Below are 26,965 nucleotides of genomic sequence, written 5' to 3'. Positions count from 1 at the left end.
GTTTTTTTCTAAAAATTATATTCATTAATAGCTATTCAACCATTTTAGCTTTATCATCCATTCCCGGCCTGGATATGCTGAACTCAGCATCTTCGTTCCTATCATATATACTGGAGCCGGTTTCTCATGACCACTGAATCATACACAATAAAAATCCGCCGCCCTGATGACTGGCACATCCATTTTCGTGATGGTGAAATGCTAAAAACTGTCGTTCCCTACACCAGTCATTACTTTGGCCGAGCTATCGTCATGCCTAATCTGCTTACGCCGATTACAGAAGTGGTCAGAGCCAAGGCCTATAGAGACAGAATATTGGTAGCCATTCCCGAAGGGCATAACTTCCAGCCCCTGATGACCTGTTATCTTACTGACACTACTGAAAGCTCTCAGATAGAAATGGGTTATAAAGAAGGCATTTTTACCGCCTGTAAGCTCTACCCTGCCAATGCCACAACCAATTCAAGTCACGGCGTCTCTGATATAAAGAATATTTATCCACTATTAGCCGTGATGGAAAAACTGGGGATGCCTCTGCTCGTCCACGGTGAGGTTACTGCTTCTCATATTGATATTTTTGATCGAGAAGCCTGTTTTATTGAACAAGTTATGGAACCACTACGTAATCAGTTCCCTGCACTGAAAGTTGTGTTTGAGCACATAACTACTAAAGAAGCTGCACAATATGTGCTGGAAAGCGATGACAATCTGGCAGCGACATTAACTCCACAGCATCTCATGTTCAACCGCAACCATATGCTGGTTGGTGGGATTCGGCCACACCTATATTGTCTGCCTGTACTGAAACGCAATGTGCATCAAGAGGCTTTACGGGCAGCTGTCGCCAGTGGCTGTGATCGCTTCTTTCTAGGCACAGACTCAGCGCCACATGCACAACACAAGAAAGAATCCTCCTGTGGTTGTGCCGGCGTCTTTAACGCACCATCAGCGTTGCCTGCTTATGCAACAGTGTTTGAGGAGATGAATGCATTACCGCATTTTGAAGCGTTCTGTTCACTTAATGGCCCTAAATTTTACGGGCTACCTGTCAATGAAGACTTTATCGAACTGACTCGCAAACCTTCTACCGTAATTGAACACATTGATTGCAATAATGAAAAACTTATTCCATTTTTGGCTGGCGAAGATGCCCGCTGGGATGTGAAAGTAGTAGACTGATATAACATGGGGATGGTCATCATCCCCATTAATTTGCATAGTTATCAACACACCAACAAATTGACTTACAATTCCTAACAAAAAACCTTCTTACTTTCATTAAAAAGCATATACTAACTAATGACTCATTCAAGAATGAGGTAGTTTGCTCTTAGTCAATGATATTAATAAATAATGCAGTGATCTGATTAGGAGGTTTTATGGGCAGTAAAGATGAGGTTATTCAAACGCATCCTGTAGTAGGTTGGGATGTCAGTACCGTTGATACATATGATGCAGTGATGCTACGCCTTCACTATTTGTCCTCCCAAGATCAAACACCAGAACATGTCATGGTAGATCGAACCCTATGGTTGACAACTGACATTGCAAAGCAATTGATATACATCCTCCAAGCAGGAATTGAAAAGATCGAATCTTCAGAATACAGCGATCTAAACCATACAAAGCATTAATAATCTTAAGCCCGGACACCCGTATAAATGGGTGTCCGGTTAGGAGACACATCGATTCATCTCAAAGATTTTGTCTGAAATACCATATCACTATATAATAATTTCGGATTAAGCTAACTTAATCATCAAATTTGCCGAGTTGACTACTGATAGATAGGGCGTTTATTGTGAGTTTGGCCAAACAGGAACAGGGATGTGCAATAATGAAAATCTTGATTGTTGAAGAGTGCTATTATACCCGTTCAGGTATCAGAGAGTTTTTAAAGAAAAATGATAATGCCGAAGATCTTGAAATTGTTGACTCACCGTCAATTAATGAGGCTATAAATATTGTAACTCATTTTGCTCCTGATATCGTTTTAGCTAATTTGACACATTATTGTCATCATGCCAGTTACTGTTCCGATTTACAGAAATTTATAACTCTTATAGATAACACTCGTATTTATATATACCTTAATAGCGCCTATCCTTATTGTGACAATTATATTACATTGAAAGATAATGCTGTTATTCTGGCAAAGAGAAATCTTACCTATCTGCTTAATAAACTTAGCAAAACTACATTGAAAGAAATTCAGAGACACAGAGCAACATTCGACCAATGTTGTTCTATTTTCAGCCCTCAAGAGCATAAAGTTATCGATTACTGGATGAAAGAAATCCCTAATTACCAGATATCCCAAAAGTTAAAAATCAGTAATAGCACAGTCTATTCTCATAAAAGACACATTACTGAAAAAATCAATGTGCGTAATAGAATTGAACTCTGCTTTATTTACAATGTATTTAAATATCTCTATTAACTAAATCAAATAAACTGGCACATTGATTTCTGTGCCAGCGATTAATCTCGTTATTCAACAGACTGTAGTGAAGTACTGTTCAACCCATCCTGTAGACGATGCCGGGATTTATTAAATATTTTTGCTCCATTTTCACGACCGGTACGGCGAGCACGCTGCTCGGTTTCCGGTAACCTGACTTCTTCTCTGCACATTTCACTACAACAGCCTTCAAATTTAGTTGCACACTCTGGACACTGAATAAATAGCAAGTGGCAACCTTCGTTTTTACAATTAGTATGACTGTCGCAAGACACACCACATTGATGGCAATGAGCAATCACATCGTCTGAAATACGCTCTCCCATCCGCTCATCAAAGACAAAGTTTTTACCAATAAAACGTACCGGTAATCCCTGTTCTCTCGCTTTACGGGCATATTCGATAATACCGCCCTCTACGTGATAGACGTTTTTAAAGCCATTGTGCAGCATATAAGCACTGGCTTTTTCACAGCGAATACCACCGGTGCAGTACATTACAATATTTTTATCCTTATTATCCTGCAACATTTCCGCAGCCATTGGCAGCTGTTCACGGAATGTATCAGAAGGAATTTCGATTGCATTTTCAAAATGCCCGACTTCATATTCATAGTGATTGCGCATATCAACAAATAGCGTATCAGGATCATCCAGCATCTGGTTGACCTGCTCAGCTTTAAGGTACTCGCCGGTTTTTGATGGATCAAAAGTTTCATCTTCAATCCCATCAGCCACTACGCGGTCACGTACTTTCATACGCAAAACCCAGAAAGATTTCCCATCATCATCAAGCGCAATATTCAGCCTCAAATTATCCAATGCAGGATCAACGCTGTACAGCAAAGCTTTAAATGCTTCTAAATTATGAGTTGGTAAACTTATCTGAGCATTGATGCCCTCTTTAGCAATATAAACCCGGCCAAATACTGAAAGATCAGTAAATTGTTGATACAAGCTGTTGCGAAAAGCCAGAGGATCTAAGATGTTAAAATATTTGTAAAAAGAGATGGTCGTACGAGGTTGGGTCTCCGCCAACATACGTGCTTTCAGCTCTTTATTAGAAATGCGGTTGTGTAACACTGGCATGGTGTACTTTCCTGAATTTCAAGTCATAAAATAGGGATGTATACCCTATGGATTTCAAGATGCATCGCGACGGCAAGGGAGCGAATCCCCGGGAGCATAGCGAACTATGTAACCGGGGTAAGCGCGTGCAGCCAACAAAGAGGCAACTTGAAAGATAACGGGTATATAAGTGATAGCCTCCGCTATCAAGCGTAATATGATAACGAAAATGATTTTCAACGAGTAGTCATTTGTAACTCTCTATCAAGGCTGGAACCAATCATCAGCGCTTTCCCATGTTTCTTGTAGAATCTCTTCAACGGCTTTCCTGTCATCAGGAGTGCCACCACGAACAGATAGCCCATCATGACTTGCCAACTTCACATTGGTTTTAATATCAGGCCAGCGACGTTTAAGACGGTTATCCAGTTCTACAGCAAGCGCAGGGACAGCACCTTTTGGCAGTTTTTTAGATTTATCGATAGTGACTTCTACATGCATAATTTTTCCCTCCACAAACAATACTGTTCATATAAACAGTAATATTATCTACATGAATTGTAAATAGCGCTGTAAAACTATTTTAATTTTTATTTATCAGTAAATTATGAGCTATCATTCTTTACCAATGACAAAAGCTAAGTGCACTAAAATCGAGATCATAAACATTTCATACTTGAAAACTTCGATATCCCGTCAAAAAATGTCACAATAAGGAAATTGTTTTGTCCATCTTATTGGAACTATAAAAACCTGAGAATCCATGATACAAGCACCTTCTTTTCAACGTTCACTACTTCATCCCCGTTATTGGCCTACGTGGTTTGGTATCGGTCTGCTTTACTTACTGGTTCTGCTCCCCTACCCCATTATTTACCGGATAGGCACTCGTCTGGGCAGATTTTCTATGCGCTTTCTGAAAAAACGTGCCAAAGTTGCCGAAAGAAATCTTGAGCTATGTTTTCCTGATATGCCACAAGAGGAGCGCAACGCGCTATTAATAAAAAACTTTGAATCCGTCGGAATGGGAATATTTGAAACGGGTATGGCTTGGTTTTGGCCTGACTGGCGGATAGAACGCTGGTTTAAAGTTACTGGGCGAGAAAACATTCAGAAAATTCAAACTACCGGGCAAGGAATTATTGTTATTGGTATCCATTTCCTGACGCTGGAACTCGGTGCCCGCATTCTCGGTTTGCTCAATCCTGGAATTGGAGTCTACCGACCAAATGATAATCCAGCTATGGATTGGCTACAAACATGGGGACGACTGCGCTCCAACAAATATATGCTGGATAGAAAAGATGTCAAAGGCATGATCCGCTGTCTGAAAAATGGCGAAGTTGTCTGGTACGCCCCCGATCATGATTACGGCCCACGAAAAAGCGTATTTGCACCACTATTTGCTGTAGAACACGCTGCAACCACCACAGGCACATCGATACTTGCGCGCCTCGCTGATCCGGCAATGATCCCATTTACTCCCCGTCGTCTGCCTGATGGAAAAGGTTATGAACTGATTATTCAACCGGCAGTGGCAGGATTTCCAAAAGACGATGAAGTGAAAGCGGCTGCTTTCATGAATAGAGTTGTCGAACAGGAAATTTTACAGGCACCTGATCAATATATGTGGTTGCATCGTCGCTTTAAAACCCGGCCTAAGGGGATGCCTTCTCTGTACGGACAAGCTGATAAAGTTCATTAAATTTATTCATGGCTGTTTCTTCACCCAAGAAGCAGCCATAATTGCTTTCGTATCCCCCAATAATTCACTATCTCATCTCAATACTGATATACCCGTTATCTTTCAAGTTACCTCTTTGTTGTCTCCTAATAAATACTGAGTTGACAATCAGATTACTTTACTTTTTTTACCTTTCACTATCACCGTTAATATCTAGCCTTTGAAAAGATGCCTGATATATTATTATAGTTATTACTTAATTTATTATTTTAAAATATTTTCCCCATAAAAAGACATCGAATATAAATAGAAGTAAGTCAATAGGTCTTATCCTCATTTTAACCAATCAATGATGAGAAATGAGATTTATGTCGGATTTTGCTCTGAAAAATGAAATATAAAGTAAGAGATATCTTACTTGTTAATAAAATTGACCGAAAAATATGTTAAAAATATATTAACAAAACAGGATATCATTTAATAACAACGTGGCTTTTTTGTTTGCTCTAAACCTAAATTTGAAAGAGCTTGTTAAAAGCTTTATTTGTCACACACACTGCACTCTTAGAGTGTAGTCTTATAGGAAAACTTAGATGCAATCTTCCATTAACAATACGAAAACCAGAACTTTCTTTGGGCATCCTTATCCATTAAGTTCTTTGTTCTTCACAGAAATGTGGGAACGTTTCTCTTACTACGGCATTCGTCCACTGCTGATCTTATTCATGGCTGCAACCATCTATGATGGTGGTATGGGTATTCCTCGTGAACAGGCCGCTGCCATTGTCGGTATCTTTGCAGGCAGTGTTTATCTGACCGCACTACCCGGTGGTTGGCTGGCGGATAATTGGTTAGGTCAACGTCAAGCAGTCTGGTATGGTTCAATCATTATTGCACTAGGGCACTTGTCTATCGCTCTTTCCGCTTTCTTGAGTCATCACCTGTTTTTTATCGGTTTACTACTGATCGTATTAGGTACCGGGCTATTTAAAACCTGTATCACCGTGATGGTCGGCACACTGTATAAAAAAGATGATCCACGCCGTGATGGTGGTTTTTCCCTATTCTATATGGGGATTAATCTCGGCTCCTTTATCTCTCCATTAATTACCGGCTTATTAATTCAAGACTATGGCTGGCATTGGGGTTTTGGTATTGGTGGGCTAGGAATGCTAGTTGCTCTACTGATATTCCGCTTCTACGCGGTTCCCCTGATGCGCCGTTATGACAAAGAGGGGGGATTGGATTCAAACTGGGATCGCCCTACAGTCAAACGTAAAAATGTCGGCAAATGGGTTTTTACCGCTATTCTCGCTATGATAGCGATCATTGCCCTACTTGCCCTCGGTATCATTCCATTTAATCCAGTGGCCGTAGCCAGCACGATGGTCTATGTCATCTCATCCTGTGTAACACTTTACTTTATCTATCTGTTCCTGTTTGCTGGTTTGAGTAGTAGTGACCGTTCCCGCCTGTTAGTTTGTTTTATTCTGTTGGTATCTGCTGCTTTCTTTTGGTCTGCATTCGAGCAAAAACCAACCTCATTTAACCTGTTTGCCAATGATTATACTAATCGCTTAGTGATGGGATTTGAGATCCCAACAGTATGGTTCCAATCAATCAACGCACTATTTATTGTCCTACTGGCCCCCGTATTCAGTTGGCTCTGGCCTGCGTTGGCCAAAAGTAATATTAACCCAAGCAGTATCAGTAAATTCATTATTGGTATTCTGTTCGGTGCCGGTGGTTTTGGTCTAATGATCCTAGCGGCCCAGAATGTATTAGCAACAGGTGAAGCTGTTTCTCCACTCTGGCTGGTCGCAAGTATTCTGTTTCTGACACTCGGTGAGCTGTGCCTTAGCCCCATTGGGCTCGCAACGATGACGCTACTGGCCCCATCCCGAATGCGTGGTCAGGTCATGGGCTTGTGGTTTTGTGCAAGTGCTTTGGGTAATCTAGCTGCCGGCTTAATTGGTGGACATGTGCGCGCTGACCAACTGGACAACCTACCTGATCTATTCTCCCGTGTATCTTTTGCTCTGGTTATTTGTGCAGCCGTATTAATGGTATTAATTGTCCCTATTCGACGCCTGCTGAATAGTGCTGATAAATCAGAAGCGAAAGCTCAATAATATTTATACCCGTTATCTTTCAAGTTGCCTCTTTGTTGGCTGCACTCACTCACCCCGGTTACATAGTTCTCTATGCTCCCGGGGATTCGCTCCTTTGCCGTCGCGATGCATCTTGAAATCCATTGGGTATATCACTCACGTAAAGCCATCTCATCATAAGATGGCTTTACGTATTTCAACGCGTAAATTTCGTGTTCTTAGAAACACATACATTGCTGGAATACAACCATAATGTTGACTAAATGCAAAGGTAAAAGCTGACTGGGAGGCATAACCAGACAGAAAAGCAATGTCAGCCAAAGTCCTATCACTGTAAGCCAACAAATTGTAGGCAAATTCCATCCGACACGTTTTCAAATAAGCCATTGGTCATCCCTGTTGCATTAAAATTATTCAGGTGTGTAATGCACAGTTATCTGGGCGCTTGAGCTTTTAACGCCCAACACGCCAAGATCAATTTGTAATTTATAGGCAGGCTTGCTAGCTTTAGGATTCAATTCACTGTCGAGTTGCTTTAAGTCACGGTTATTCCCGATCAAAAAAGTTACTTCTGGTCATACCGTTATTCTCTTTAATACGCGCAGTACGCTCAAGATCCTGACGGATTTTCTCATTGACACGATCATTAAACTCTCGGCTCTTCCGATTAAGTTCATCTTCTTTCATCTGTCTTGCCAGTTCCCGCTTCTCCACCGCATTATTATCCGTAATGAGTTTATCCACATCCCAATGCTTAGGTTGAAGATTTTCCCGTTTCTTCAAATATTCCGCAGATGGCTTATTATCAGCAGGAATATCACTTTTGTAGTCAAAATTTGAGGCAAATGCCTGGAAAGAAATTGCAGATAGAATGACAAAAATATAACGCGATCCTTTACTCATCATATTGATCCCTTTTCAAAACCATAACTCAGAATAATTATTAAATAATTATCACCAATAAGAATCAACAACATTTATGTCTAACAAACCAGTTATCAATATCAGGTTTACACTCTATTTAAATTATGTGCTTTCTACTGACCTGATAAAGCATTAACCCGCCGTAATTTGCGGGTCAATAGTCATTAGAGGTTCATCGGGAATATACACAATTAAATCAAGTTTCCTTGCCGATAAGCCAGAGAAACCGCCAAAGATTGCACTAAACACAAAGTAGCAGACTGAGAACGGAATGCTTCCACCTGTGCTTCTTTAACCACAAAACAAACATCACTAAAACTGGCAAGCGGGCTAATCTGGCTATCTGTAATCACAATCTGTTTTGCCCCGGCTTTTGCCGCCCGTTCACTGACCATCAGTGTCTCTTCTGCATAAGGGGTAAAACTGATTGAAACAACAACATCTTCTTCCCCAATTAAATTAATCTGTTCCCTGAACATTCCCCCCAAACCATCCACGAGTAAAGGGCGACATTCCAGGTGATTCAATGTATAAGAAAGATAAGCCGCCACACTAAAAGAACGACGCAGCCCAATAATGTAAATATTCTTAGCTTGAGCCAATAAGTCTACCGCGTTCCTTAAATCTTCGGGGGCTGTTCTGGCAGCTAACTGTTGCATAGCCTGCACATTTGAACGAGCAAATTCCTGCAAAATATGCTGAGGGTCTTCTGGCAGTTCCTGTTCGCCATCCAGTTCTCTAAATAATCTGGCCCGGTCTGCATAACTGGCGGTTTCTTCCACCATATGCATACGAAATAGCTGTTTCATTTCATTAAAACCACTGAAATCAAACGCATTAGCAAAACGAATTAATGTTGATGGAGGAACATCAGCTTCTCTGGCAATCACAGCAACAGTATCAAAAGCGACACTATTGGTATTATCCAGCACATATCGAGCTACTTGTTGCAGGCGTTTACTCAATTCACTATAGCGTGAACGGACTTGTTCTTGAAATTCATTCAGATTCGATGCGACAGACATAAATCCCCCATAAAATTTATCGCCAGCAATTGTAATCGTTTTACCGTATAAGCTGAATCATATTTCATTTTTATAGTTAAAAATGAAATACATAATCCATTCATTGTAATAATTTATTATTACCACTATATTGATTAACATCTAATTAGTCATCTAATTATCGGTAATTCATAAAAACTTTACTCCGATCACATTAATTGCCTTTTGTTCCAAATCACATTGAAAATAAAACATATATTTCATATATCTATTATCAAAGTTTCCGATTCAGTACTAACATCAAATCCGCAAAAGAGGCTCAGAATGGAACAGGTACAGAATTATGTTAATGGGCAACTTATTCCCAGTTATAGCACCCGTTTTTCGCCGGTTTTCAATCCAGCAACAGGAAAACAGATACGTCAGGTAGCACTAAGCACAGCCCATGAAGTTGAACAGGCAATTGAAATCGCTCATCAAGCTTACAGAGAATGGTCTAAAGTATCACCACTGAAACGTGCTCGTGTCATGTTCCAGTTCAAAACATTACTGGAAGCTAATATAGACAAACTGGCACGATTGATTTCAGAAGAACACGGAAAAATCTATTCAGATGCTATCGGTGAATTAACTCGTGGCCTGGAAGTCGTTGAGTTTGCCTGTGGCATCCCTCATCTACAAAAAGGTGAACATTCCGCGAATACCGGGACAGGAGTGGACAGCCATTCATTAATGCAGCCTTTAGGCGTTTGTGTTGGCATTACCCCTTTCAACTTCCCGGCAATGGTTCCTATGTGGATGTTTCCTATTGCATTAGCGACAGGGAATACTTTCGTATTGAAACCTTCAGAAAAAGATCCCTCTCTCGCGCTTGAATTAGCATCACTACTTAAACAATCCGGTTTACCCAATGGCGTATTTAATGTTATCAACGGCGATAAAGAAGCCGTCGATATACTACTAACAGATCCACACGTGCAAGCTGTCAGCTTTGTGGGTTCAACGCCTGTCGCTGAATATATCTACACTACCGCCTCAGCTCACGGGAAACGCTGTCAGGCGTTGGGAGGCGCAAAAAATCACTGTATTCTGATGCCAGATGCCGATCTCGATATGGCTAGCAGTGCTATTGCAGGTGCAGCATTTGGTGCAGCAGGTGAACGTTGCATGGCACTGTCTGTTGTATTAGCGGTTGGGGATGAAACGGCAAATGCATTAATTGAAAAATTACGTCAACAGATCAACAAAATATCTGTCGGTCCCGGTATTGTCGCAACTACAGAAAACGATATGGGTCCCGTTATCTCCGCCCAACACCAAGCTAAAATCTGTGATTACATCGATAGTGGCGAAAAACAGGGGGCCAGCTTGTTAATTGATGGCCGTCAACTCAAGGTTCCCGGTTATGAAAATGGCTATTTTATTGGCCCGACGCTGTTCGATAATGTCACGCCAGAGATGAAAATCTATCAAGAAGAGATCTTCGGTCCTGTTCTGTCAATTGTCCGTGTACCCGATTATGCCACCGCGCTAACATTAATTAACTGCCATCAATATGGTAATGGTACCGCGATATTCACCCGCGACGGAGAAACAGCTCGCCAGTTTAGCGAAGATGTACAAGCGGGTATGGTAGGCATCAATATTCCCATTCCGGTACCAATGGCCTTCCACAGCTTCGGGGGCTGGAAACGCTCAATTTTTGGCCCACTTAACGTTCACGGTAATGATGGCGTTCGCTTCTACACCCGCATGAAAACTGTTACCAGCCGCTGGCCAGCAAGTATCAGGCTAGAACATCATTCCAGCAATTTTGTGATGCCAACAATGGAATAAAATGGAGTCCTGTAACATGAACAAATCAACAATGACAGCAGCTCAAGCATTGGTGAAATTCCTGAACCAGCAATATGTGGAAGCAGACGGAGAGCAATACCCATTCATCAGAGGAATCTTTACCATTTTTGGTCACGGTAATGTTGTTGGATTGGGGCAAGCACTGGAGCAAGATCCTGGTCACTTGACCGTTTACCAAGGATGCAATGAGCAAGGTATGGCCCATATCGCCACAGGTTTTGCTAAACAGAAAAAGCGCAAACAGATTTTTGCCGTAACCTCCTCTGTTGGCCCTGGCTCCGCCAATATGGTAACCGCTGCGGCAACTGCCACAGCTAATCGCATTCCTCTGCTGTTATTACCCGGTGATCTCTTCGCCTGCCGTCAACCTGATCCAGTCTTACAACAGGTTGAACAGTTCCACGACCATACTATCAGCACCAATGACTGTTTCCGCCCTGTTTCTCGTTATTGGGATCGTATCTCCAGACCAGAACAGCTAATGAGCGCTATGATTAATGCGATGCGAGTTCTGACCGATCCAGCCGATACTGGTGCCGTCACAATTTGCCTACCACAAGACGTCCAAGGCGAGATTTGGGATTTTCCTGACTATTTCTTCCAAAAACGAATTCACCGCATTGAACGCCGTCCTGCTTCTGTCGCCATGATTAACGATGCGGTGGCACTCATAAACCGCAAGAAAAAACCTTTACTTATCTGTGGTGGTGGAGTGCGCTATTCAGAAACTCATAACGCTTTTCGTCAGTTCGCAGAACACTTCAATATTCCTTTTGCTGAAACACAAGCAGGTAAAAGCGCCGTAATTGCCGACCATCCCCTTAATTGTGGTGGCTTAGGCACAACAGGCTGTCTTGCTGCCAACCTGATCGCCAAAGAGGCCGATTTGATTATTGGCGTTGGCACCCGGTTTACTGATTTCACCACTGCATCCAAATCGCTATTTCAGCACCCAGAAGTTGAATTTCTCACTATCAATGTAGCGGAATTCGACGCCTGCAAACTGGATGCAATACCCGTTGTATCAGACGCCCAAGCAGGGTTAAACGCTATTGCAGAACAACTTATTAAATTGAATTATCGCAGTGGTTATCAAGATGAGATTCATCAGGCACGGGAAACATGGAGAAAAGAGTTAAATCGTCTGTTCAACATTGAGTATCAGGTAGATTTCACACCAGAAATTCCCGGTCATCTCGATGATAAATTGGAAGAGTACAGCCAAACATTACAAACCCGCCTGACACAAACTAGCGTATTGGGATTATTAGACAAATATCTTGAGCCCGAAGCGATTATTGTTGGCGCATCAGGTTCCCTCCCTGGCGATTTACAGCGATTATGGCAACCCAAACAACCGGATACCTATCATCTTGAGTATGGCTATTCCTGTATGGGCTATGAAATAGCCGCTGCTATTGGCGCTAAACTAGCCTGCCCCAACCAACCGGTTTATGCCATAGTCGGTGATGGCGCTTATATGATGCTTCATTCAGAGCTGCAAACCGCAGTACAGGAAAATATCAAAATCACCGTGTTGCTATTTGATAACGCGGGATTTGGCTGCATCAATAATCTGCAAATGAGCCAAGGGATGGGCAGTTTCGGAACAGAAAATCGTTATCGTAACCCAGAAAGCGGCAACATGGATGGCAAACTGATTAAAGTCGACTTCGCCAAAAATGCAGAAAGCTACGGCTGCAAAAGTTACCGAGTCCACGATGAGCAACAACTGCTTTGTGCGTTACAGGAAGCCCAAAAACAGACGGTACCAGTACTCATAGATATCAAAGTGTTACCTAAAACAATGACGCATGATTATGAATCATGGTGGCGAGTAGGCACAGCACAAGTCGCGGAAAACCCAGCTATAGAATCTGCCGCAAAGAAAATAAAGGAGATGGTTGCAACCAAAGTACGTCAGTACTAGAAATTGGTGGCCTGTTATCTTGCAGGCCATTTTCCCTTTCCTCATCGTTTTCAATGCCATTTTTGAAATTTTTATTCTGAAAATAAGTGACTCTTTTCCTTTCATTAATCTCTATCACTAAGCGTAACCATATACTGAGTCGAGTGCATATTATAATTTGTTTTTAAAGGACAAATATTCCATTCCATCCAGTATCAATCTTACTTTACGTGATCTAATTAACACAAATTTAATATTGTTATTAACAAAATGCTACGCCGCACTCAAAAACATAATTTCCAAATATTGATAATTTGAAATAAATATTTTATTTGATATATTTTAAAGTATCTCATAAGCAGATACTTAGGTATCAAGGAGCATCCATGTTCAATATTGCATTATTTGGCGCGGGACGAATTGGGCAAGTACACGCAGTGAATATCTCTCATCATAAAAAAACTTGTCTTTATTCGGTTGTCGATCCCGATCAGAAAAGTGCTGAACTTTTAGTACAGCAATACCAAACAAAAAGACAAACTATTGAACAGGCAATGTCTGACCCTGAAATAGATGGTGTTCTTATTGCCTCAGCAACAGACACTCATGCAGACCTAATTGAACTCGCAGCAAAACATCATAAAAAAATCTTCTGTGAAAAACCGGTTCATCTTGATATTGAACGTATTCGTCATTGCCTTGAAACCGTTAAACAATATCAGGTGCCTCTATTTGTTGGCTTTAACCGTCGTTATGATCCGCAATTCCGTCGAGTAAAAACCCTATTTGATGCTGGTACGATAGGAAAAGCTGAATCTTTGCTGATTATTTCCCGCGATCCCTCTCCTCCCCCCACTGAATACGTCAAAGTTTCTGGTGGTATGTTCCGGGATATGACAATACATGACTTCGATATGGCGCGTTTTATTATCGGTGAGGAACCCTGCTCGATCTACGCCCAAGGCAGTAACCTGGTTGATCCAGCTATCGGGCAAGCAGGTGATATCGATACTGCCTTTATTGTTATGAAATTCCCATCAGGCGCAATGGCAACCATTACCAACAGCCGCCGTTCCGGGTATGGCTATGACCAACGGATTGAATTACATGGTGAAAAAGGGCTGCTTAGCGCCGGTAACATCAAAGAAAACAGCGTTGAGCTTTGGGAAAACAGCGGTTGTTTAACCGCCAAGCCAGAGCATTTCTTCCTGCAACGTTACCGGGAAGCCTACATTGCTGAATGGGATCATTTTGTCGATGTCATGGCTGGTCGCGCCACACCAGAATGCAGTGGCGCTGATGGCGAACAGGCACTTTATCTGGCCGATAAAGCTCTCGAATCCCTACATTCAGGTAAAGAAATCAGATTATAAAGCAGCCCTATTATCTCTAACTAACTCACATTTATTTTCACCCTAAAAACGGGAAAGGCCACTTTCCCGTCAGCATATTGCTGCCTGAAAACAGTCAATCAGGCTTGGAGGATAGTATGTTAGCTTTTCTCTCATTTATTGGTTTTACCCTATTAGTGGCTGGCTTCGCTTATTACAAAACCCATAATGCTCGTCTGACAGAATCTACTGAAGGCTATTTTCTTGGCGGACGATCTCTCACAGGTGTTTATATTGGTAGCTCTATGTTATTGATGAACCTGTCCACAGAACATTTAATCGGTTTGAATGGATTAGCATTCCGAACCGGATTTATCGTTATGGCTTGGGAAGTAATAGCCGCTGTGACAATCGTTCTATTCGCTATTTATTTCCTGCCTAAATATCTGAGACTTGGTATTTCAACCATCCCGGAATATCTTGAACGCCGATTTGATAAAAATACGCTGCTCATTACCTCAATTCTTTTCCTGGCTATGTATATCATTTCACTACTCCCCATTGTGCTGTATACCGGTGCAATTGCATTGGAAAGTCTATTCCAGGTTTCCAATGTATTCAGTATTGATAAAACTACAGCGCTATGGGTTATGGTTTGGGGCGTTGGTGGATTAGGTGCGGTCTATGCCATCTTTGGCGGTATTAAAGCCATTGCCGCCGCGGATACTATTAACGGCATTGGCTTAATCGTTGGCGGATTAATGGTAACTATTTTTGCCCTACTCTATGTTGGCAATGGCAATGCCTGGCAAGGATTAGTTGAAGTTTATCAATCTAATCCTGATAAATTTAACTCCATCGGCAGTGAAGATTCTCTGGTTCCTTTCTCTACGCTATTTACCGGCCTAATTGTTTCCAATATGTTTTTTTGGTGTACCAACCAATCCATTGTTCAGAAAGCCCTTGGTGCGAAAAATCTAGCAGAAGGACAAAAAGGCGTCATGTTGTGTGCTTTACTTAAACTCATCATGCCGTCTATTATTATTCTACCGGGCATTATTGCTTTCCATATTTTCAAAGGACAAATAGATAATCCAGATAACGCTTACCCAGAATTAGTACATTTAATTCTACCGGAAGTATTGGTTGGTTTCTTTGCCGCTGTGGTCGTTGGTGCGGTATTTTCCACATTCAGCGGCGGACTTAATTCATCTGTAACACTGTTTATCGTCAATATTTACAAACAGCGAATCAACCAAAATGCCACCGAAACGCAAACAGTCGCTATGAGTAAATATTTGGGGATCGGGCTAGCGTTAATCACTATGATCGTCGCACCGTTAGTCGCTAATGCACCGGATGGTCTGTTCTATCTCATTCAACAATTACAGGGGATTTTTAACGCGCCAATTCTCAGCGTGGTATTAGTTGGTCTGATGACTAAACGAGTGCCGCCTATTGCCGCTAAACTTGGCCTATTATTTGGTATGTCCGCCTACATTATCTGTAATTTCATTTTAAAAATTGACCTGCACTTTTTTCATCTGGTTGGTATTTTATTTGTTCTCAATGTTATTTTCATGTTGACTATTGGCTACTTTTTTCCAGCTAAACCATTTACAGATGTTTATACCGAACAGGTAAATATTACGCCGTGGTCTATGGTGAAGCCGGTTGCATGGTTAATTACATTATGTTCAATTTCCATATACATATTTCTCGCACATAATGTTCCCAAGGTAATTATGATTATTTATTACCTATTTGCTGCACTAATACTATCTTATGCGCTATACCAGATAGGTAAAATGCTATTCAGGAAACTTGTAATAAATAGTACGCAAAAAAAACCTAATAAAGATAACTAACTGACTTTATTACTCCAACATTATTATCAGAATAACCTACTACCAGGATTTCCCTGCTCCCTATACCCAATGGATTTCAAGATGGATCGCGACGGCAAGGGAGCGAATCCCCGGGAGCATAGATAACTATGTGACCGGGGTGAGCGAGTGCAGCCAACAAAGAGGCAACTTGAAAGATAACAGGTATATATTCGAAAGAGGAAATCCTGGAGATATAACCGCTCCCTTTGCTAACCAACACACTTCATATATACCAAACCATAAATGGAACAAAAATTCTAATATTCTACTTTTTCTGCTCTTACCTCTGAATAGTACCTAATTCATTAGAAAATTAACCCTATATAACGAGATGTTACCTAAAAATCCTTATCAGATCACAACTTGGAACTAATGTTTTTATTTAAGTTGAAAATGAAACAAATATTTCCTATAACAGGTATACGACAACAACCAAGGCCAACTAACAAACACTAAAGAACTTACTGCAACAACACGCTTCTATTCGGAGAAATAGCTATATGGAAGAGATTCGTATCGGCCTAATCGGTACTGGTTACATCGGACGGACGCATGCCATTGCTTACACACAAGCGCCGACTGTTTTCCCTCTGGCAGGCAAACTAGTTTGTGAAATGGTAGCGGAAGTTTCTGCTGAACTCGCCGCAAAACGGTCTGAGCAATTAGGTTTCCGGCGTTTTACTGATAATTGGCGCAAATTAGTATCAGATCCCGATATTCATGTTGTTGATATCTGCTCACCAAATTTCCTTCATAAAGAGATGGCTCTCGAAGCGATCAAACATGGCAAGCATGTTTATTGTGAAAAACCACTGGCACTAAACTCACATGATGCAAAATTAATGGTCGAAGCCGCCAAAAAAGCCAGAGTGAAAACATTAGTCGGTTTTAACTATATGAAAAACCCTACCGCACAACTGGCTAAAGAGATCATTTCGAATGGTGAAATAGGTGAGGTTATTCACTTCTACGGCACTCATAACGAAGATTATATGGCCGATCCATTCACTCCTATCCACTGGCACTGTTTCAAAGATAAAGCTGGATTAGGTGCATTAGGCGATCTTGCTGCTCATATCATCAATATGGCGCAGTACCTGGTTGGGGATATCCAAACTGTTTGCGCAGACATGACCACTGTTATCAAACAACGCCCGGAAAAAACCGGCTCTAGCATTATGGTTGCGGTAGAAAACGAAGATCAAGCACATGCTATGGTACGTTTCAACAGCGGAGCAAGGGGTATTATTGAAACCTCCCGTATTGCTTGCGGTCGCAAAATGGGTTTGAGCTACACCATTACAGGAACAAAAGGTGCTTTGAGCTTTACACAAGAAAGAATGGCCGAACTAAAACTTTATCGTCACGATGAACCAGCAAACCGCCAAGGCTTTAAAACTATTCTTATTGGACCAGAACATCCTGACTATGCGCCATTCTGTCTCGGTGCAGGTCACGGCATCGGCTTCAATGATCAAAAAACAGTGGAAATCAGAGACTTGATCAATGGCATCGCCAGCAATAAAGCGATATGGCCAGATTTCACCGAAGGTTGGAAAGTCTCACGTATTCTGGATGCCATTGCTCATTCTTATCAAGAGCAACGTTGGGTGAATGTCACTGAAATTAATTAATTATTTTTATCAATCTTCCACTGTCGGAGCTCATCATAGCAACGCTTGATGTTGTACTTAATAAGGAATTGTTCAATGGAGCAGCAAAAAAAATTTGATGTCATCTGCATGGGACGAATCGCCGTTGACCTTTACGGCCAACAAATCGGAGCACGTCTGGAAGACATGGGAAGTTTTGCAAAATATCTTGGGGGTTCTTCCGGTAATGTCGCCTATGGTACCGCTCGTCAGGGGCTTAAATCCTCCATGCTAGCCAGAGTCGGTGATGAGCATATGGGACGTTTCCTTAGGGAAGAGTTGCAAAGTGTTGGCTGTGATACCAGCCATCTAACCACGGATAAAGAACGCCTTACGGCACTGGTGCTGCTAGGAATCAAAGATAAAACCACTTTTCCCCTGATCTTCTATCGTGATAACTGCGCCGATATGGCAATTACCGGTGATGATTTCAGTGAAGAATACATTGCATCCGCTCGTTGTCTGGCTATCACCGGAACACATCTTTCTCATCCTAACACTCGCGATGCGGTGCTGACGGCCCTCAACTACGCCCGCCGTAACCGTGTGAAAACGGTCATGGATATTGATTATCGCCCGGTACTTTGGGGGTTAACTTCTTTGGGAGATGGTGAAACACGTTATATCGCATCGGAACAGGTAACAGCTCAGCTACAGGAAGTATTATCGCTATTTGACCTCATTGTTGGCACAGAAGAAGAGTTCCATATTGCTGGTGGTTCCACAGATACTATCGAAGCACTACGCAACATTCGTAAACTCACATCTGCTGCATTGGTTTGCAAACGGGGATCACTGGGATGCTCTATTTTTACCGCTGAAATCCCTAATGATCTGAATGACAGCATCACTATACAGGGCGTTTCTGTCGATGTGCTTAACGTTCTCGGCGCCGGGGATGCTTTTATGTCCGGCCTGCTACGCGGCTATCTAAATAACGAAGGTTGGGAAAAAGCCTGTACTTACGCTAATGCCTGTGGCGCATTAGTTGTTTCTCGTCATGGCTGCGCACCGGCAATGCCAGATAAAACAGAGCTTGATAACTATCTATCACGCGCCAATCAAATACTACGCCCTGATTTGGATGAAACACTTAATCACCTTCACCGTATCAGCGCCCGTAAAAATCAATGGGACGAACTGTGCGTCATGGCATTTGATCATCGTATTCAATTTATCGAATTAGCCCGACAAGCAAATGCCAGTATCAAACGTATTTCATCATTAAAACAACTTCTATTACGCGCCAGCCGGGAAGTTGCCACAGAAGCAGGGTTACAAGGAAAAATAGGCCTGTTATGTGACAGCACGTTTGGTCAGGATGTTTTAAACGAAATTACCGGTCAAGGTTGGTGGATAGGCCGCCCAATTGAGCTACCCGGCTCTCGCCCACTTTGTCTGGAACATGGCAACATAGGTTCCCAACTTATTGACTGGCCACTGGAACACATCGTCAAATGCCTTGTGTTTTTCCATCCAGAAGATGCTCACCCACTCCGCCTGGAGCAAGAGAAAAAAATTCGGGAAATTTATGCCGCATGCTGTAAATCTGGTCACGAACTTTTACTGGAAGTGATTCTACCTGCGGAAATGAAACACTCAGATGAATTCTATATTCGCGCACTTAGACGATTTTATAACCTTGGCGTTAAACCGGATTGGTGGAAACTCCCACCTCTCAGTTCTGAAAGTTGGGACAACATTAACTATCTCATCGAGCAGCGAGACCCCTATTGCCGTGGCGTCGTTATTCTTGGCCTTGATGCTCCACAAGAAGAGCTGGAAATGGGCTTTAATGCCGCAGCCGGCAAGTCTATCGTCAAAGGTTTTGCTGTCGGAAGAACCCTATTTGGTCAACCATCCCTAAAATGGCTAAAAAATGAGATTGATGATAACCGTTTGATCCAGAAAATAAAAACCAACTATCACAACCTGATTAGCCTGTGGCGTCAGCGCGGATAGCATTATTTTATTCAACTAGGAGCACCATCATGGCTGTTCAACTTGGTATCAACCCTCTGACCTGGACTAATGATGATTTACCCACTCTCGGCGCAGATACACCTATGGAAACCTGCTTAACCGAGGGCCGCCAGGCAGGTTTTACCGGTTTTGAATTGGGCAACAAATTCCCTCGTCAGGCTAACGTATTGGGTCCCATACTTGCCGCCCACAATCTCGTACTGGTATCTGGCTGGTACTCTGGCGAATTACTCACCCGTTCAGTAGCAGAAGAGATTAAAGCGGTACAATCTCACCTGACCCTGCTACGCGAATTGGGAGCTAATGTCATGGTATTTGCGGAAGTGACAAACTGCATTCACGGCGATCAAAATAAACCAGTCCATCTTCGTCCTCAATTTCCAGCTAACCGCTGGCAAGAATACGGTGAAAAATTGACTGAATTTGCCCGTTACACCCAAGAACAAGGTGTTCAGATTGCTTATCACCACCATATGGGAACGGTTATTGAAACTGAGAAAGATGTTGATCATCTGATGGAAAATACCGGAGATGAAGTTGGATTGTTGCTGGATACCGGTCATTTAACCTTTGCCGGCGCTGATCCATTGGCTGTTGCAGAACGCTGGGCAAAACGCATTAATCATGTTCACTGTAAAGACATCCGTCCTGACGTACTCAACGATATAAAAAACCGTAAAACCAGTTTCCTTGATGCTGTGCTGAGTGGTGTATTCACAGTACCGGGAGATGGTTGTGTTGATTATCCGGCAATTTTTCAAGTGTTGAAAAAACAAAATTATAAAGGCTGGCTGGTAGTTGAAGCAGAACAAGATCCTGCTGTTGCTCACCCACTGACCTACGCCACGATGGGTTATAACAATTTACGCAAATTTGCCAGAGATGCCGGATTGTTTTAATTAATCACAATCTGATTCATGCAAAAATAGTACTGAGGGTAGATAATATGTCCAAATTATTATCAAAATATCATGCACCGGATCAAAACAAACGAACTCAACATATCACGCCGGAATCAGCAAACTGGAAGTATGTCCACTTCGATGTTTATGAGTTGGCTTCGGGTGAAAAAATCACCTTGCCCGCATCAGAAAATGAAACCTGTCTGGTTTTAGTGGCAGGCAAAGCCACAGTGACTACGCCACATCAACGGTTTGAGCATATTGGCGATCGCATGCAGCCATTTGAACGCAAAAAACCTTATGCTGTTTACATCACTGCGGGGGAATCTGTTGAAATTATTGCCGATACCGCTCTTGAACTCGCGGTATGCCAAGCACCGGGTAAAGGAAGCTACCCGACTCGACTGATTACGCCACAGGATATTGATGCAGAACAACGTGGCAATGGCTACAACCGACGCTATGTTCACAACATTCTACCGGATAACAAACCTGCTGATAGCTTGTTGGTGGTTGAAGTCTTTACCGACGAAGGCTGTACCAGTTCCTACCCTAGCCATAAACACGATACCGACAATGCGCCACAGGAAACCTATTTGGAAGAAACCTATTACCATCGCCTGAACCCTTCTCAAGGATTCTGCATGCAACGGGTCTATACCGATGACCGTTCACTGGATGAATCAATGGCTGTTTACAACAAAGATGTGGTCATGGTCCCCAAAGGCTACCACCCAGTGGCAACCCTTGCCGGTTACGACAACTATTATCTCAACGTAATGGCCGGACCAACCCGCAAGTGGCTATTTACCTGGGAAAAAGACCATCAATGGGTTAATAGTGGAGAATATGCACAAAAGCATAACAATTGATGCATATTGAGAAGAAAATAGGTTGCTTTTTTAGCGCACTCAATCGAGTGCGCTGCTGCCTGTACGGCAGTGAACCATTATGTTAAGGCATTTCCTCTCAGGGCAATTTTCTAAGCTGCCTGTGCGGCAGTGAACATCGAGGACGCGAAAATGTATTGCTTCCCTCATTTCTAAGCTGCCTGTACGGCAGTGAACATTCAACACAGCTTCAACAACGCCTTGAGTGCTTTCTAAGCTGCCTGTACGGCAGTGAACTCCCAGACTTTACTACCGTCAATATCCTCGCTTTCTAAGCTGCCTGTACGGCAGTGAACCTGAAACACCAGGATTATCCCCGCACGCGCCATTTCTAAGCTGCCTGTACGGCAGTGAACTGAAATCCGTTTTTGAATGTCAAGTTTTGACATTTCTAAGCTGCCTGTACGGCAGTGAACTTCGTTCTCTCTGCAAACAAATGCTAAGAGAATTTCTAAGCTGCCTGTACGGCAGTGAACTGGAAATGGATGGCCTCATGAACCTTCACGGTTTCTAAGCTGCCTGTACGGCAGTGAACATCGTGAACTAGAAATTCCCGACGAATTTAACTTTCTAAGCTGCCTGTACGGCAGTGAACAGTCATTGGATGCCATTGCCAAGCCCACCGAATTTCTAAGCTGCCTGTACGGCAGTGAACTATCATTTCGTTCTCAATGTGCTTTCTCATCATTTCTAAGCTGCCTGTACGGCAGTGAACGGAGAGATGAAAGATTTACAGTATCTCAAGGCTTTCTAAGCTGCCTGTACGGCAGTGAACATGGGGCGCGGCTTTTGTTTTTGGCGCTTGGCTTTCTAAGCTGCCTGTACGGCAGTGAACATGGGCGGGGAAGAATAACTATCTCTGAATATTTTCTAAGCTGCCTGTACGGCAGTGAACTCGGGGTTTGCCACTTATCTCGTAATTCTTTTTTTCTAAGCTGCCTGTACGGCAGTGAACACGGTTTTGGTGACATTTTTTGTCACTGTTTTTTTCTAAGCTGCCTGTACGGCAGTGAACTGTTAGATACTACCTTTAATTTACTGATTATTAAAGAACATAATGATAAAAAGCAGAAAAACCCTTTTTATTAGCAGCGGCTAATCCCTTAAATAAATCAATAAGTTATAATTAGCCGCTAAAAAAGGGTCAAAACCAAGGGATGGTAGCTGATGAACTTAATCCATACGAGCTAAAAGCTCCTGACGTCGGTTTGTCTTGTATTGGCCCTTGTTTGACAAACAACAGAAAACTTTGACCTGATGACAAACTTTTGAGAAACAAGAACGGTAAATGAGTACGTTGTTCTTTGCTGATAGGAATACGCTGCCGAGCTTGTTCCCCCGTTAACCATCCCTTTTTAATAGCACGACGACGAAGTCGTTCCGCACTGCTTTTAACCTGCACTCGGCTGACACAGCGGTACTTAGTTTCTTGGGGAATTGGCTGGATATCAATCACCTCAGTATAATCCCTGAGCCCTTTTAACCACGGTAATGCTTGTAAGTCATTCAGCGCTTCGCTTGAACCGTGAATTCTCAGCGTATCCCCCAGTGTTTTTCTCGCACACGGAAAACTGACACCAACCTGCCCATTACTTAACTGCCCCAAAGCCCGATGCAGTTTAGCAAATAACGCTTCGAACAGGCTTTGCTGACTGAATTCAAGATCAGGAAGAACGCGAATTTCAAGGTAATAATCCATCTGATCCCCTTATTCACCTTTTTCACCAAAAACACCGCCACGAATTAACGTCGCTATAACATAGTGTTGCTGCTCTACTTCTTCTGGCGCTTTTCCTTTAACGACCCAGTTATCTAACAAAGTATAAAAATCCATTTTTGCTTTAGGCTGACGATAAGCCTTACCACGACTAGTTACAGAACCATAGGGCTCAACCGCTATTGGGCCAAGACCCAATTCCGTAGCGTCTGGATACCACGTATCAATAGTGCGGAGCGCATTACCCACTTTTTGCGAATGCAATGCAGCGATCTCATTGACCTGATACAACACTTTGCTTTTTTTACTGTTACTGTCGAGAACCAATTCTTGAGAAGGGAAAATTTCCTGCCCATGCCCTAAACGAACAAATGCCTCAACATTGAATAATGTTGATCCGTTACCTGACAATCCTTCCTCAATTTCAGCAGCAAGTTTAGCTAAGTTACCTTCTACCTTACCAAATTCACGTAAGCTGAAATCTTCACAATCAAACTCCCACCATTTGCCACTCTTACCACTTACGCGAACTTTAATTTCTTCTGCTCCAACCCGGTTACGCCACAAAAACCGTCCATTAGCCAAGTTTTCTGCATAACGTGCTGCAAGCGTTTTGAAACCATGTTCAGCAATATAACCGTTGATCACGTTTGCCAGTTCAGCTTGATAATCCTGATCATTACATACTGATGGTGTTGAAAGATTACCTAAGACCCGTAATGTAAAACTGACTTTTAGAGTATCAGCATCAAAAGGCAATGCGGCAACATCGACACGTTGCAGGTTTGCTTTTTGAATCTCCGCATCCAACTTAGCTGGATCGCTAGTTAAAGCGTTTTTCAAGCGGTTGGAAATCGTCCCCCGGACAGCTTTTTCCTGAATAGCAATAGGTTTCCATTCACCGTCGATTTGTTTCCAGTTTCCAGCAAACATTAAAGCATCAGAATTAGAAAGTTTACGCTCAAATGCCAGTACAGAAGCCGTTTTAATAGTTGATTTAGACATGTAGATATCCTTCTTTAAATTAATCAGTCGATTATTCTTACTTTCTTATTGGGTTTGGATTGACGGGAAACAGTCTGTTGATTACAACACCTGTAGACACCCTCTCCTTCTTGATAGTCATAACACCAGAGTAACTGGCGAATATCGTCAATACGGTGCGGGCTTTTCCATTCACCTACTCCGTAGATTGCTTCAACAAAACAAAATGGAGCATTAGGATCACGGGTTTTATCTACTTTCCCGGCGGGATATAGCGGCGATATTGCCTGATAACCTGTCATCAAGGGGACTAAATATCCCGAAGCAGGTTTGGGAACATACTCCCAATATGCCGGGTCACCAATTTCAGGTTGCTTATCATCCTGCTTAGGAATAGCCCGCATTTTAATAGCGGAAAAATCAAGCCAGGCGTCAATCATTTCTGCTTGAGGATTATCCTGTTTTAATTCTTCGTAGTGTTTAGTTAATAACTCAGAACGATCCAACAAAGCAAACCCCGGCAGTAAACGACGCATTAATTTACGGGTTGCCTGTTCTCGCTGTGGAAAAGCAATAATATCCACTTTAGCAATTTCAGTGATAGTACCACCGGCTAATCTCTGAATTTGGCAGATCTCCCATAAATGTTTTTCTAAATTCCTAGTACCTTCATCACCATTTTCAATTTCGCCAATGCATTCAATTAATAAAGAAACCGTCATATGCATACGGCCTTCTTCATTAAATGCCGCCGTTTTTGCTTCTTTAGTTAACGGGTTTCGGGTTAATGCAAAAACTTTATCCCTAATAGGATCAGATTGATAAGCATGTAATTGGTGGTTATGACAAATAACGCCGCAATTTTCTAGTCTTAAATCATGGCTCTGCTGTAATTTACGTGAAAGTGCATGAGTAAACCCAAGAAAATGAGTGATTGCCGGAAAACCATAAGTTATACCCGTAATCGCATTCGCGTTTTCTACTTTAATATGGCGCAAAACAATCAAATAACTCATAACGGCACCTCTGGCAATTCATCCTCAAATTCACGTAACCGTTTTTTAAACACAAAGGCCCATTCACGACGTTCAACATACTTAACTTTTAACTGCGGGTGTCTTAAGCCTTCGTTCAACCAGTGACCAAAATCATAGGCAATCTCTCTTTTCCAGTCCCCTCCATCACGCTCAAATTCGAATATTTCATCCAATTGGCAACGATAAGGATCAAGCCAAAGCTGTTGAGAACGCTTTAATTTGCACTTATCATCTGCGCTCCAACCTTTAGAGCTAACCAAATTCTGCACACCAGCAACATAGTTAAACAAAATATCAATAATTTCATCAACATATTCCTGACGTCTCCGTCTGATTTCCACGTTACTTTCAAGGTCTTGAACTTCTAATAAATACCACTGCATCTTCCAGACAGTGCTACGAGCCAACGTATCGAATTCACTACGCGAACGGAAAATAGATGTATGCTTCATTGGGGGCTTGGGAATATCTTGCCAGTTAGGAACATAGCAAGGTAAAAGCCAAACCCGCCCACTGCTTATACTGTTAAGGTAAGAAATATTTTGTGGTTTAGTGCCACCAAAATTCTGTACCGCAGTATCTGCGTAACTCACCCTAGTTTCAGGATGCCAACGTTCTTCTTTCTTAGCTTTATTAATTTCTTTAGATGACTCACCAAAACGAGATTCAGCAATACGCTGATACATAGCATGAGCTAGTGATGAGGAAAAGAGCGGACTTAATAAGTGATACTCACCAGTGCTAACTGGGAAATAGAGCTGTTTTGCCAGCTTATGCGAAGAGAGCGTCTCATCTGACAAAGCTTGCCGAAATCCCTTCACCCAATTTTCAAACTGTTGCTCGCTTTTCGCCAATTCAGCTAACGCCGAATAATCGCCCCGATGCATAGACGCCACTAGTGAGTCTCCTTGATATTCAGTTTGCAGTAGTTTTGCAATATCAAGAGCGGCCGCATTGCCAACAGCATCTATCGCAGGTTTATGCAAAGTTACAGTGGAAAGATATTCATTACTTTCCTTGCTGTTTAAGGATGATGCAAAAATACTACTACCTTTTGCATCACTATGGGTAAATTTCAGAGCATGTGTCACCAAATTGATTTGCTTTGCCCGGTTAGCGGCATCATCCAACCAATTTCTGATCTCGTAACGTTCTTCCAGATCTTTGCGTTGTTCAGCAACCTCTTGTTGGACAAATTCAATATCTTCTGCTAAGTCTAGTTTCGCTAGTTTCTTTTCTACCTCTTTATCAAAAGATTCCAACTTTTGCTGTTTACGACTTTCAATATAATCGACAATAAATCGGCTTAATCCACTTGCATTCATAACCTCTTATTCACCTTACTCAAAATGTTATCAAAATGCGCCAAACACCCCTAAAAGTGGGCGATAACGCCACGCTTCTCTGTCTTTTTCCTGAGATATATCTCATCCAAAACACTGACTGACACCTTTTAACTCCATAATACATATGGCTGTCAACACTCAGAGTTAGAATCAATCATCGTGTACCCACTCACGTACACGATGAACCTACCTCTTAATACCTATATTTGTTTTACCG

The 26,965-nt window shown here is 42.2% G+C and carries 24 protein-coding genes and 1 CRISPR repeat array; of the genes, 15 read left to right on the top strand and 9 right to left on the bottom strand.

Annotation, left to right across the window (positions count from 1 at the left end; all coding sequences use genetic code 11):
• The first annotated feature begins 126 nt into the window (after positions 1 to 126).
• The 3 genes from pyrC (at position 127) to LGZ98_RS02645 (ending at position 2,440) form a co-directional block, all read left to right on the top strand.
• On the top strand, positions 127 to 1,179 hold the full coding sequence (gene pyrC, locus LGZ98_RS02655; RefSeq protein WP_113042050.1) for a dihydroorotase: 1,053 nt from the start codon (positions 127 to 129) through the stop codon (positions 1,177 to 1,179).
• A 200-nt stretch (positions 1,180 to 1,379) separates the two neighbouring features.
• Positions 1,380 to 1,634 (top strand): biofilm formation regulator BssS, encoded by a 255-nt coding sequence (bssS, locus tag LGZ98_RS02650; RefSeq protein WP_011146095.1) that lies wholly within the window; start codon positions 1,380 to 1,382, stop codon positions 1,632 to 1,634.
• A 203-nt stretch (positions 1,635 to 1,837) separates the two neighbouring features.
• Entirely contained in the window at positions 1,838 to 2,440 is a 603-nt protein-coding gene (locus tag LGZ98_RS02645; protein WP_113042051.1) for a response regulator transcription factor, read from the top strand.
• A gap of 50 nt (positions 2,441 to 2,490) precedes the next feature.
• Here the strand turns inward: LGZ98_RS02645 and trhO are convergent, their stop codons facing one another.
• Entirely contained in the window at positions 2,491 to 3,549 is a 1,059-nt protein-coding gene (gene trhO / locus LGZ98_RS02640) for an oxygen-dependent tRNA uridine(34) hydroxylase TrhO (protein WP_113042052.1), read from the bottom strand.
• Positions 3,550 to 3,585: 36 nt separating this feature from the next.
• Here trhO and LGZ98_RS02635 point away from each other — a divergent pair, with 36 nt between their 5' ends.
• The gene (locus LGZ98_RS02635) at positions 3,586 to 3,744 is read left to right on the top strand and encodes a hypothetical protein (protein ID WP_158536539.1); all 159 of its coding nucleotides are present in this window, start codon (positions 3,586 to 3,588) and stop codon (positions 3,742 to 3,744) included.
• Between the two features lie 48 nt (positions 3,745 to 3,792).
• Here the strand turns inward: LGZ98_RS02635 and LGZ98_RS02630 are convergent, their stop codons facing one another.
• Positions 3,793 to 4,029 carry a DinI family protein gene (locus tag LGZ98_RS02630; RefSeq protein WP_011146092.1) on the bottom strand — a complete coding sequence of 79 codons (237 nt, stop codon included), beginning with the start codon at positions 4,027 to 4,029 and terminating at the stop codon, positions 3,793 to 3,795.
• A 262-nt stretch (positions 4,030 to 4,291) separates the two neighbouring features.
• Between LGZ98_RS02630 and LGZ98_RS02625 the strand changes: the two genes are divergently transcribed.
• Both LGZ98_RS02625 and LGZ98_RS02620 read left to right on the top strand, forming a co-directional pair.
• Positions 4,292 to 5,233, top strand: a complete 942-nt coding sequence (locus tag LGZ98_RS02625) for a Kdo(2)-lipid IV(A) acyltransferase (RefSeq protein ID WP_262977672.1) — start codon at positions 4,292 to 4,294, stop codon at positions 5,231 to 5,233.
• Between the two features lie 572 nt (positions 5,234 to 5,805).
• The gene (locus LGZ98_RS02620; protein WP_262977671.1) at positions 5,806 to 7,344 is read left to right on the top strand and encodes a peptide MFS transporter; all 1,539 of its coding nucleotides are present in this window, start codon (positions 5,806 to 5,808) and stop codon (positions 7,342 to 7,344) included.
• Between the two features lie 153 nt (positions 7,345 to 7,497).
• Here LGZ98_RS02620 and LGZ98_RS02615 read toward each other — a convergent pair whose 3' ends face one another.
• From LGZ98_RS02615 to LGZ98_RS02605, 3 genes are all read right to left on the bottom strand, one after another.
• Positions 7,498 to 7,686 (bottom strand): helix-turn-helix domain-containing protein, encoded by a 189-nt coding sequence (locus LGZ98_RS02615; protein ID WP_262977691.1) that lies wholly within the window; start codon positions 7,684 to 7,686, stop codon positions 7,498 to 7,500.
• Positions 7,687 to 7,869: 183 nt separating this feature from the next.
• On the bottom strand, positions 7,870 to 8,226 hold the full coding sequence (locus tag LGZ98_RS02610; RefSeq protein WP_229015649.1) for a hypothetical protein: 357 nt from the start codon (positions 8,224 to 8,226) through the stop codon (positions 7,870 to 7,872).
• A gap of 212 nt (positions 8,227 to 8,438) precedes the next feature.
• On the bottom strand, positions 8,439 to 9,272 hold the full coding sequence (locus LGZ98_RS02605; RefSeq protein ID WP_112877881.1) for a MurR/RpiR family transcriptional regulator: 834 nt from the start codon (positions 9,270 to 9,272) through the stop codon (positions 8,439 to 8,441).
• Between the two features lie 303 nt (positions 9,273 to 9,575).
• Here LGZ98_RS02605 and LGZ98_RS02600 point away from each other — a divergent pair, with 303 nt between their 5' ends.
• The 9 genes from LGZ98_RS02600 to iolB all read left to right on the top strand — a co-directional run bounded on the left by LGZ98_RS02600 (position 9,576) and on the right by iolB (position 21,646).
• Complete coding sequence (locus tag LGZ98_RS02600) at positions 9,576 to 11,087, top strand: CoA-acylating methylmalonate-semialdehyde dehydrogenase (RefSeq protein WP_262977670.1); 1,512 nt, start codon at positions 9,576 to 9,578, stop codon at positions 11,085 to 11,087.
• Between the two features lie 16 nt (positions 11,088 to 11,103).
• Positions 11,104 to 13,038, top strand: a complete 1,935-nt coding sequence (iolD, locus tag LGZ98_RS02595) for a 3D-(3,5/4)-trihydroxycyclohexane-1,2-dione acylhydrolase (decyclizing) (protein ID WP_262977669.1) — start codon at positions 11,104 to 11,106, stop codon at positions 13,036 to 13,038.
• 365 nt (positions 13,039 to 13,403) lie between these two features.
• Positions 13,404 to 14,390 carry an inositol 2-dehydrogenase gene (iolG, locus tag LGZ98_RS02590; RefSeq protein ID WP_113042058.1) on the top strand — a complete coding sequence of 329 codons (987 nt, stop codon included), beginning with the start codon at positions 13,404 to 13,406 and terminating at the stop codon, positions 14,388 to 14,390.
• A 116-nt stretch (positions 14,391 to 14,506) separates the two neighbouring features.
• Positions 14,507 to 16,216: a solute:sodium symporter family transporter gene (locus LGZ98_RS02585; protein WP_113042059.1), complete on the top strand. Its 1,710-nt coding sequence runs from the start codon at positions 14,507 to 14,509 to the stop codon at positions 16,214 to 16,216.
• Positions 16,217 to 16,346: 130 nt separating this feature from the next.
• Complete coding sequence (locus LGZ98_RS02580) at positions 16,347 to 16,538, top strand: hypothetical protein (RefSeq protein ID WP_146748082.1); 192 nt, start codon at positions 16,347 to 16,349, stop codon at positions 16,536 to 16,538.
• A 199-nt stretch (positions 16,539 to 16,737) separates the two neighbouring features.
• On the top strand, positions 16,738 to 17,871 hold the full coding sequence (locus tag LGZ98_RS02575) for a Gfo/Idh/MocA family protein (RefSeq protein ID WP_113042060.1): 1,134 nt from the start codon (positions 16,738 to 16,740) through the stop codon (positions 17,869 to 17,871).
• 75 nt (positions 17,872 to 17,946) lie between these two features.
• Positions 17,947 to 19,851, top strand: coding sequence for a bifunctional 5-dehydro-2-deoxygluconokinase/5-dehydro-2-deoxyphosphogluconate aldolase (locus tag LGZ98_RS02570; RefSeq protein WP_262977668.1), 1,905 nt, complete (start codon positions 17,947 to 17,949; stop codon positions 19,849 to 19,851).
• 29 nt (positions 19,852 to 19,880) lie between these two features.
• Positions 19,881 to 20,771, top strand: coding sequence for a myo-inosose-2 dehydratase (gene iolE / locus LGZ98_RS02565; RefSeq protein WP_113042062.1), 891 nt, complete (start codon positions 19,881 to 19,883; stop codon positions 20,769 to 20,771).
• A gap of 47 nt (positions 20,772 to 20,818) precedes the next feature.
• Complete coding sequence (iolB, locus tag LGZ98_RS02560; RefSeq protein WP_113042063.1) at positions 20,819 to 21,646, top strand: 5-deoxy-glucuronate isomerase; 828 nt, start codon at positions 20,819 to 20,821, stop codon at positions 21,644 to 21,646.
• A 47-nt stretch (positions 21,647 to 21,693) separates the two neighbouring features.
• Positions 21,694 to 22,679: direct repeats of the CRISPR family, unit length 28 nt; unit sequence TTTCTAAGCTGCCTGTACGGCAGTGAAC.
• A 129-nt stretch (positions 22,680 to 22,808) separates the two neighbouring features.
• On the opposite strand, the gene cas6f is transcribed toward iolB, so the two are convergent.
• Genes cas6f through csy1 form a run of 4 tightly spaced genes read right to left on the bottom strand, consistent with a single transcriptional unit; the run spans position 22,809 to position 26,727 of the window.
• Positions 22,809 to 23,363: a type I-F CRISPR-associated endoribonuclease Cas6/Csy4 gene (cas6f, locus tag LGZ98_RS02555; protein ID WP_113042064.1), complete on the bottom strand. Its 555-nt coding sequence runs from the start codon at positions 23,361 to 23,363 to the stop codon at positions 22,809 to 22,811.
• 9 nt (positions 23,364 to 23,372) lie between these two features.
• Entirely contained in the window at positions 23,373 to 24,386 is a 1,014-nt protein-coding gene (gene csy3 / locus LGZ98_RS02550) for a type I-F CRISPR-associated protein Csy3 (RefSeq protein ID WP_113042065.1), read from the bottom strand.
• Between the two features lie 23 nt (positions 24,387 to 24,409).
• Positions 24,410 to 25,381 carry a type I-F CRISPR-associated protein Csy2 gene (gene csy2, locus LGZ98_RS02545; RefSeq protein WP_113042066.1) on the bottom strand — a complete coding sequence of 324 codons (972 nt, stop codon included), beginning with the start codon at positions 25,379 to 25,381 and terminating at the stop codon, positions 24,410 to 24,412.
• Positions 25,378 to 26,727, bottom strand: a complete 1,350-nt coding sequence (gene csy1 / locus LGZ98_RS02540; RefSeq protein ID WP_113042067.1) for a type I-F CRISPR-associated protein Csy1 — start codon at positions 26,725 to 26,727, stop codon at positions 25,378 to 25,380. Before csy1 ends, csy2 begins: the two co-directional genes overlap by 4 nt.
• Positions 26,728 to 26,965 lie beyond the last annotated feature (238 nt).

Origin of the sequence: Photorhabdus kayaii (genome assembly GCF_025384895.1) — a bacterium.
In the GTDB taxonomy this organism is placed as follows: domain Bacteria; phylum Pseudomonadota; class Gammaproteobacteria; order Enterobacterales; family Enterobacteriaceae; genus Photorhabdus; species Photorhabdus kayaii.
This window is presented reverse-complemented; position numbering and strand designations above follow the sequence as displayed.

Excerpts from the sequence above, each read along its gene's own strand:
- pyrC (WP_113042050.1), top strand. The coding sequence starts at position 127 with ATGACCACTGAATCATACACAATAAAAATCCGCCGCCCTGATGACTGG.
- bssS (WP_011146095.1), top strand. The coding sequence starts at position 1,380 with ATGGGCAGTAAAGATGAGGTTATTCAAACGCATCCTGTAGTAGGTTGG.
- LGZ98_RS02645 (WP_113042051.1), top strand. The coding sequence starts at position 1,838 with ATGAAAATCTTGATTGTTGAAGAGTGCTATTATACCCGTTCAGGTATC.
- trhO (WP_113042052.1), bottom strand. The coding sequence starts at position 3,549 with ATGCCAGTGTTACACAACCGCATTTCTAATAAAGAGCTGAAAGCACGT.
- LGZ98_RS02635 (WP_158536539.1), top strand. The coding sequence starts at position 3,586 with ATGTATACCCTATGGATTTCAAGATGCATCGCGACGGCAAGGGAGCGA.
- LGZ98_RS02630 (WP_011146092.1), bottom strand. The coding sequence starts at position 4,029 with ATGCATGTAGAAGTCACTATCGATAAATCTAAAAAACTGCCAAAAGGT.
- LGZ98_RS02625 (WP_262977672.1), top strand. The coding sequence starts at position 4,292 with ATGATACAAGCACCTTCTTTTCAACGTTCACTACTTCATCCCCGTTAT.
- LGZ98_RS02620 (WP_262977671.1), top strand. The coding sequence starts at position 5,806 with ATGCAATCTTCCATTAACAATACGAAAACCAGAACTTTCTTTGGGCAT.
- LGZ98_RS02615 (WP_262977691.1), bottom strand. The coding sequence starts at position 7,686 with ATGGAATTTGCCTACAATTTGTTGGCTTACAGTGATAGGACTTTGGCT.
- LGZ98_RS02610 (WP_229015649.1), bottom strand. The coding sequence starts at position 8,226 with ATGAGTAAAGGATCGCGTTATATTTTTGTCATTCTATCTGCAATTTCT.
- LGZ98_RS02605 (WP_112877881.1), bottom strand. The coding sequence starts at position 9,272 with ATGTCTGTCGCATCGAATCTGAATGAATTTCAAGAACAAGTCCGTTCA.
- LGZ98_RS02600 (WP_262977670.1), top strand. The coding sequence starts at position 9,576 with ATGGAACAGGTACAGAATTATGTTAATGGGCAACTTATTCCCAGTTAT.
- iolD (WP_262977669.1), top strand. The coding sequence starts at position 11,104 with ATGAACAAATCAACAATGACAGCAGCTCAAGCATTGGTGAAATTCCTG.
- iolG (WP_113042058.1), top strand. The coding sequence starts at position 13,404 with ATGTTCAATATTGCATTATTTGGCGCGGGACGAATTGGGCAAGTACAC.
- LGZ98_RS02585 (WP_113042059.1), top strand. The coding sequence starts at position 14,507 with ATGTTAGCTTTTCTCTCATTTATTGGTTTTACCCTATTAGTGGCTGGC.
- LGZ98_RS02575 (WP_113042060.1), top strand. The coding sequence starts at position 16,738 with ATGGAAGAGATTCGTATCGGCCTAATCGGTACTGGTTACATCGGACGG.
- LGZ98_RS02570 (WP_262977668.1), top strand. The coding sequence starts at position 17,947 with ATGGAGCAGCAAAAAAAATTTGATGTCATCTGCATGGGACGAATCGCC.
- iolE (WP_113042062.1), top strand. The coding sequence starts at position 19,881 with ATGGCTGTTCAACTTGGTATCAACCCTCTGACCTGGACTAATGATGAT.
- iolB (WP_113042063.1), top strand. The coding sequence starts at position 20,819 with ATGTCCAAATTATTATCAAAATATCATGCACCGGATCAAAACAAACGA.
- cas6f (WP_113042064.1), bottom strand. The coding sequence starts at position 23,363 with ATGGATTATTACCTTGAAATTCGCGTTCTTCCTGATCTTGAATTCAGT.
- csy3 (WP_113042065.1), bottom strand. The coding sequence starts at position 24,386 with ATGTCTAAATCAACTATTAAAACGGCTTCTGTACTGGCATTTGAGCGT.
- csy2 (WP_113042066.1), bottom strand. The coding sequence starts at position 25,381 with ATGAGTTATTTGATTGTTTTGCGCCATATTAAAGTAGAAAACGCGAAT.
- csy1 (WP_113042067.1), bottom strand. The coding sequence starts at position 26,727 with ATGAATGCAAGTGGATTAAGCCGATTTATTGTCGATTATATTGAAAGT.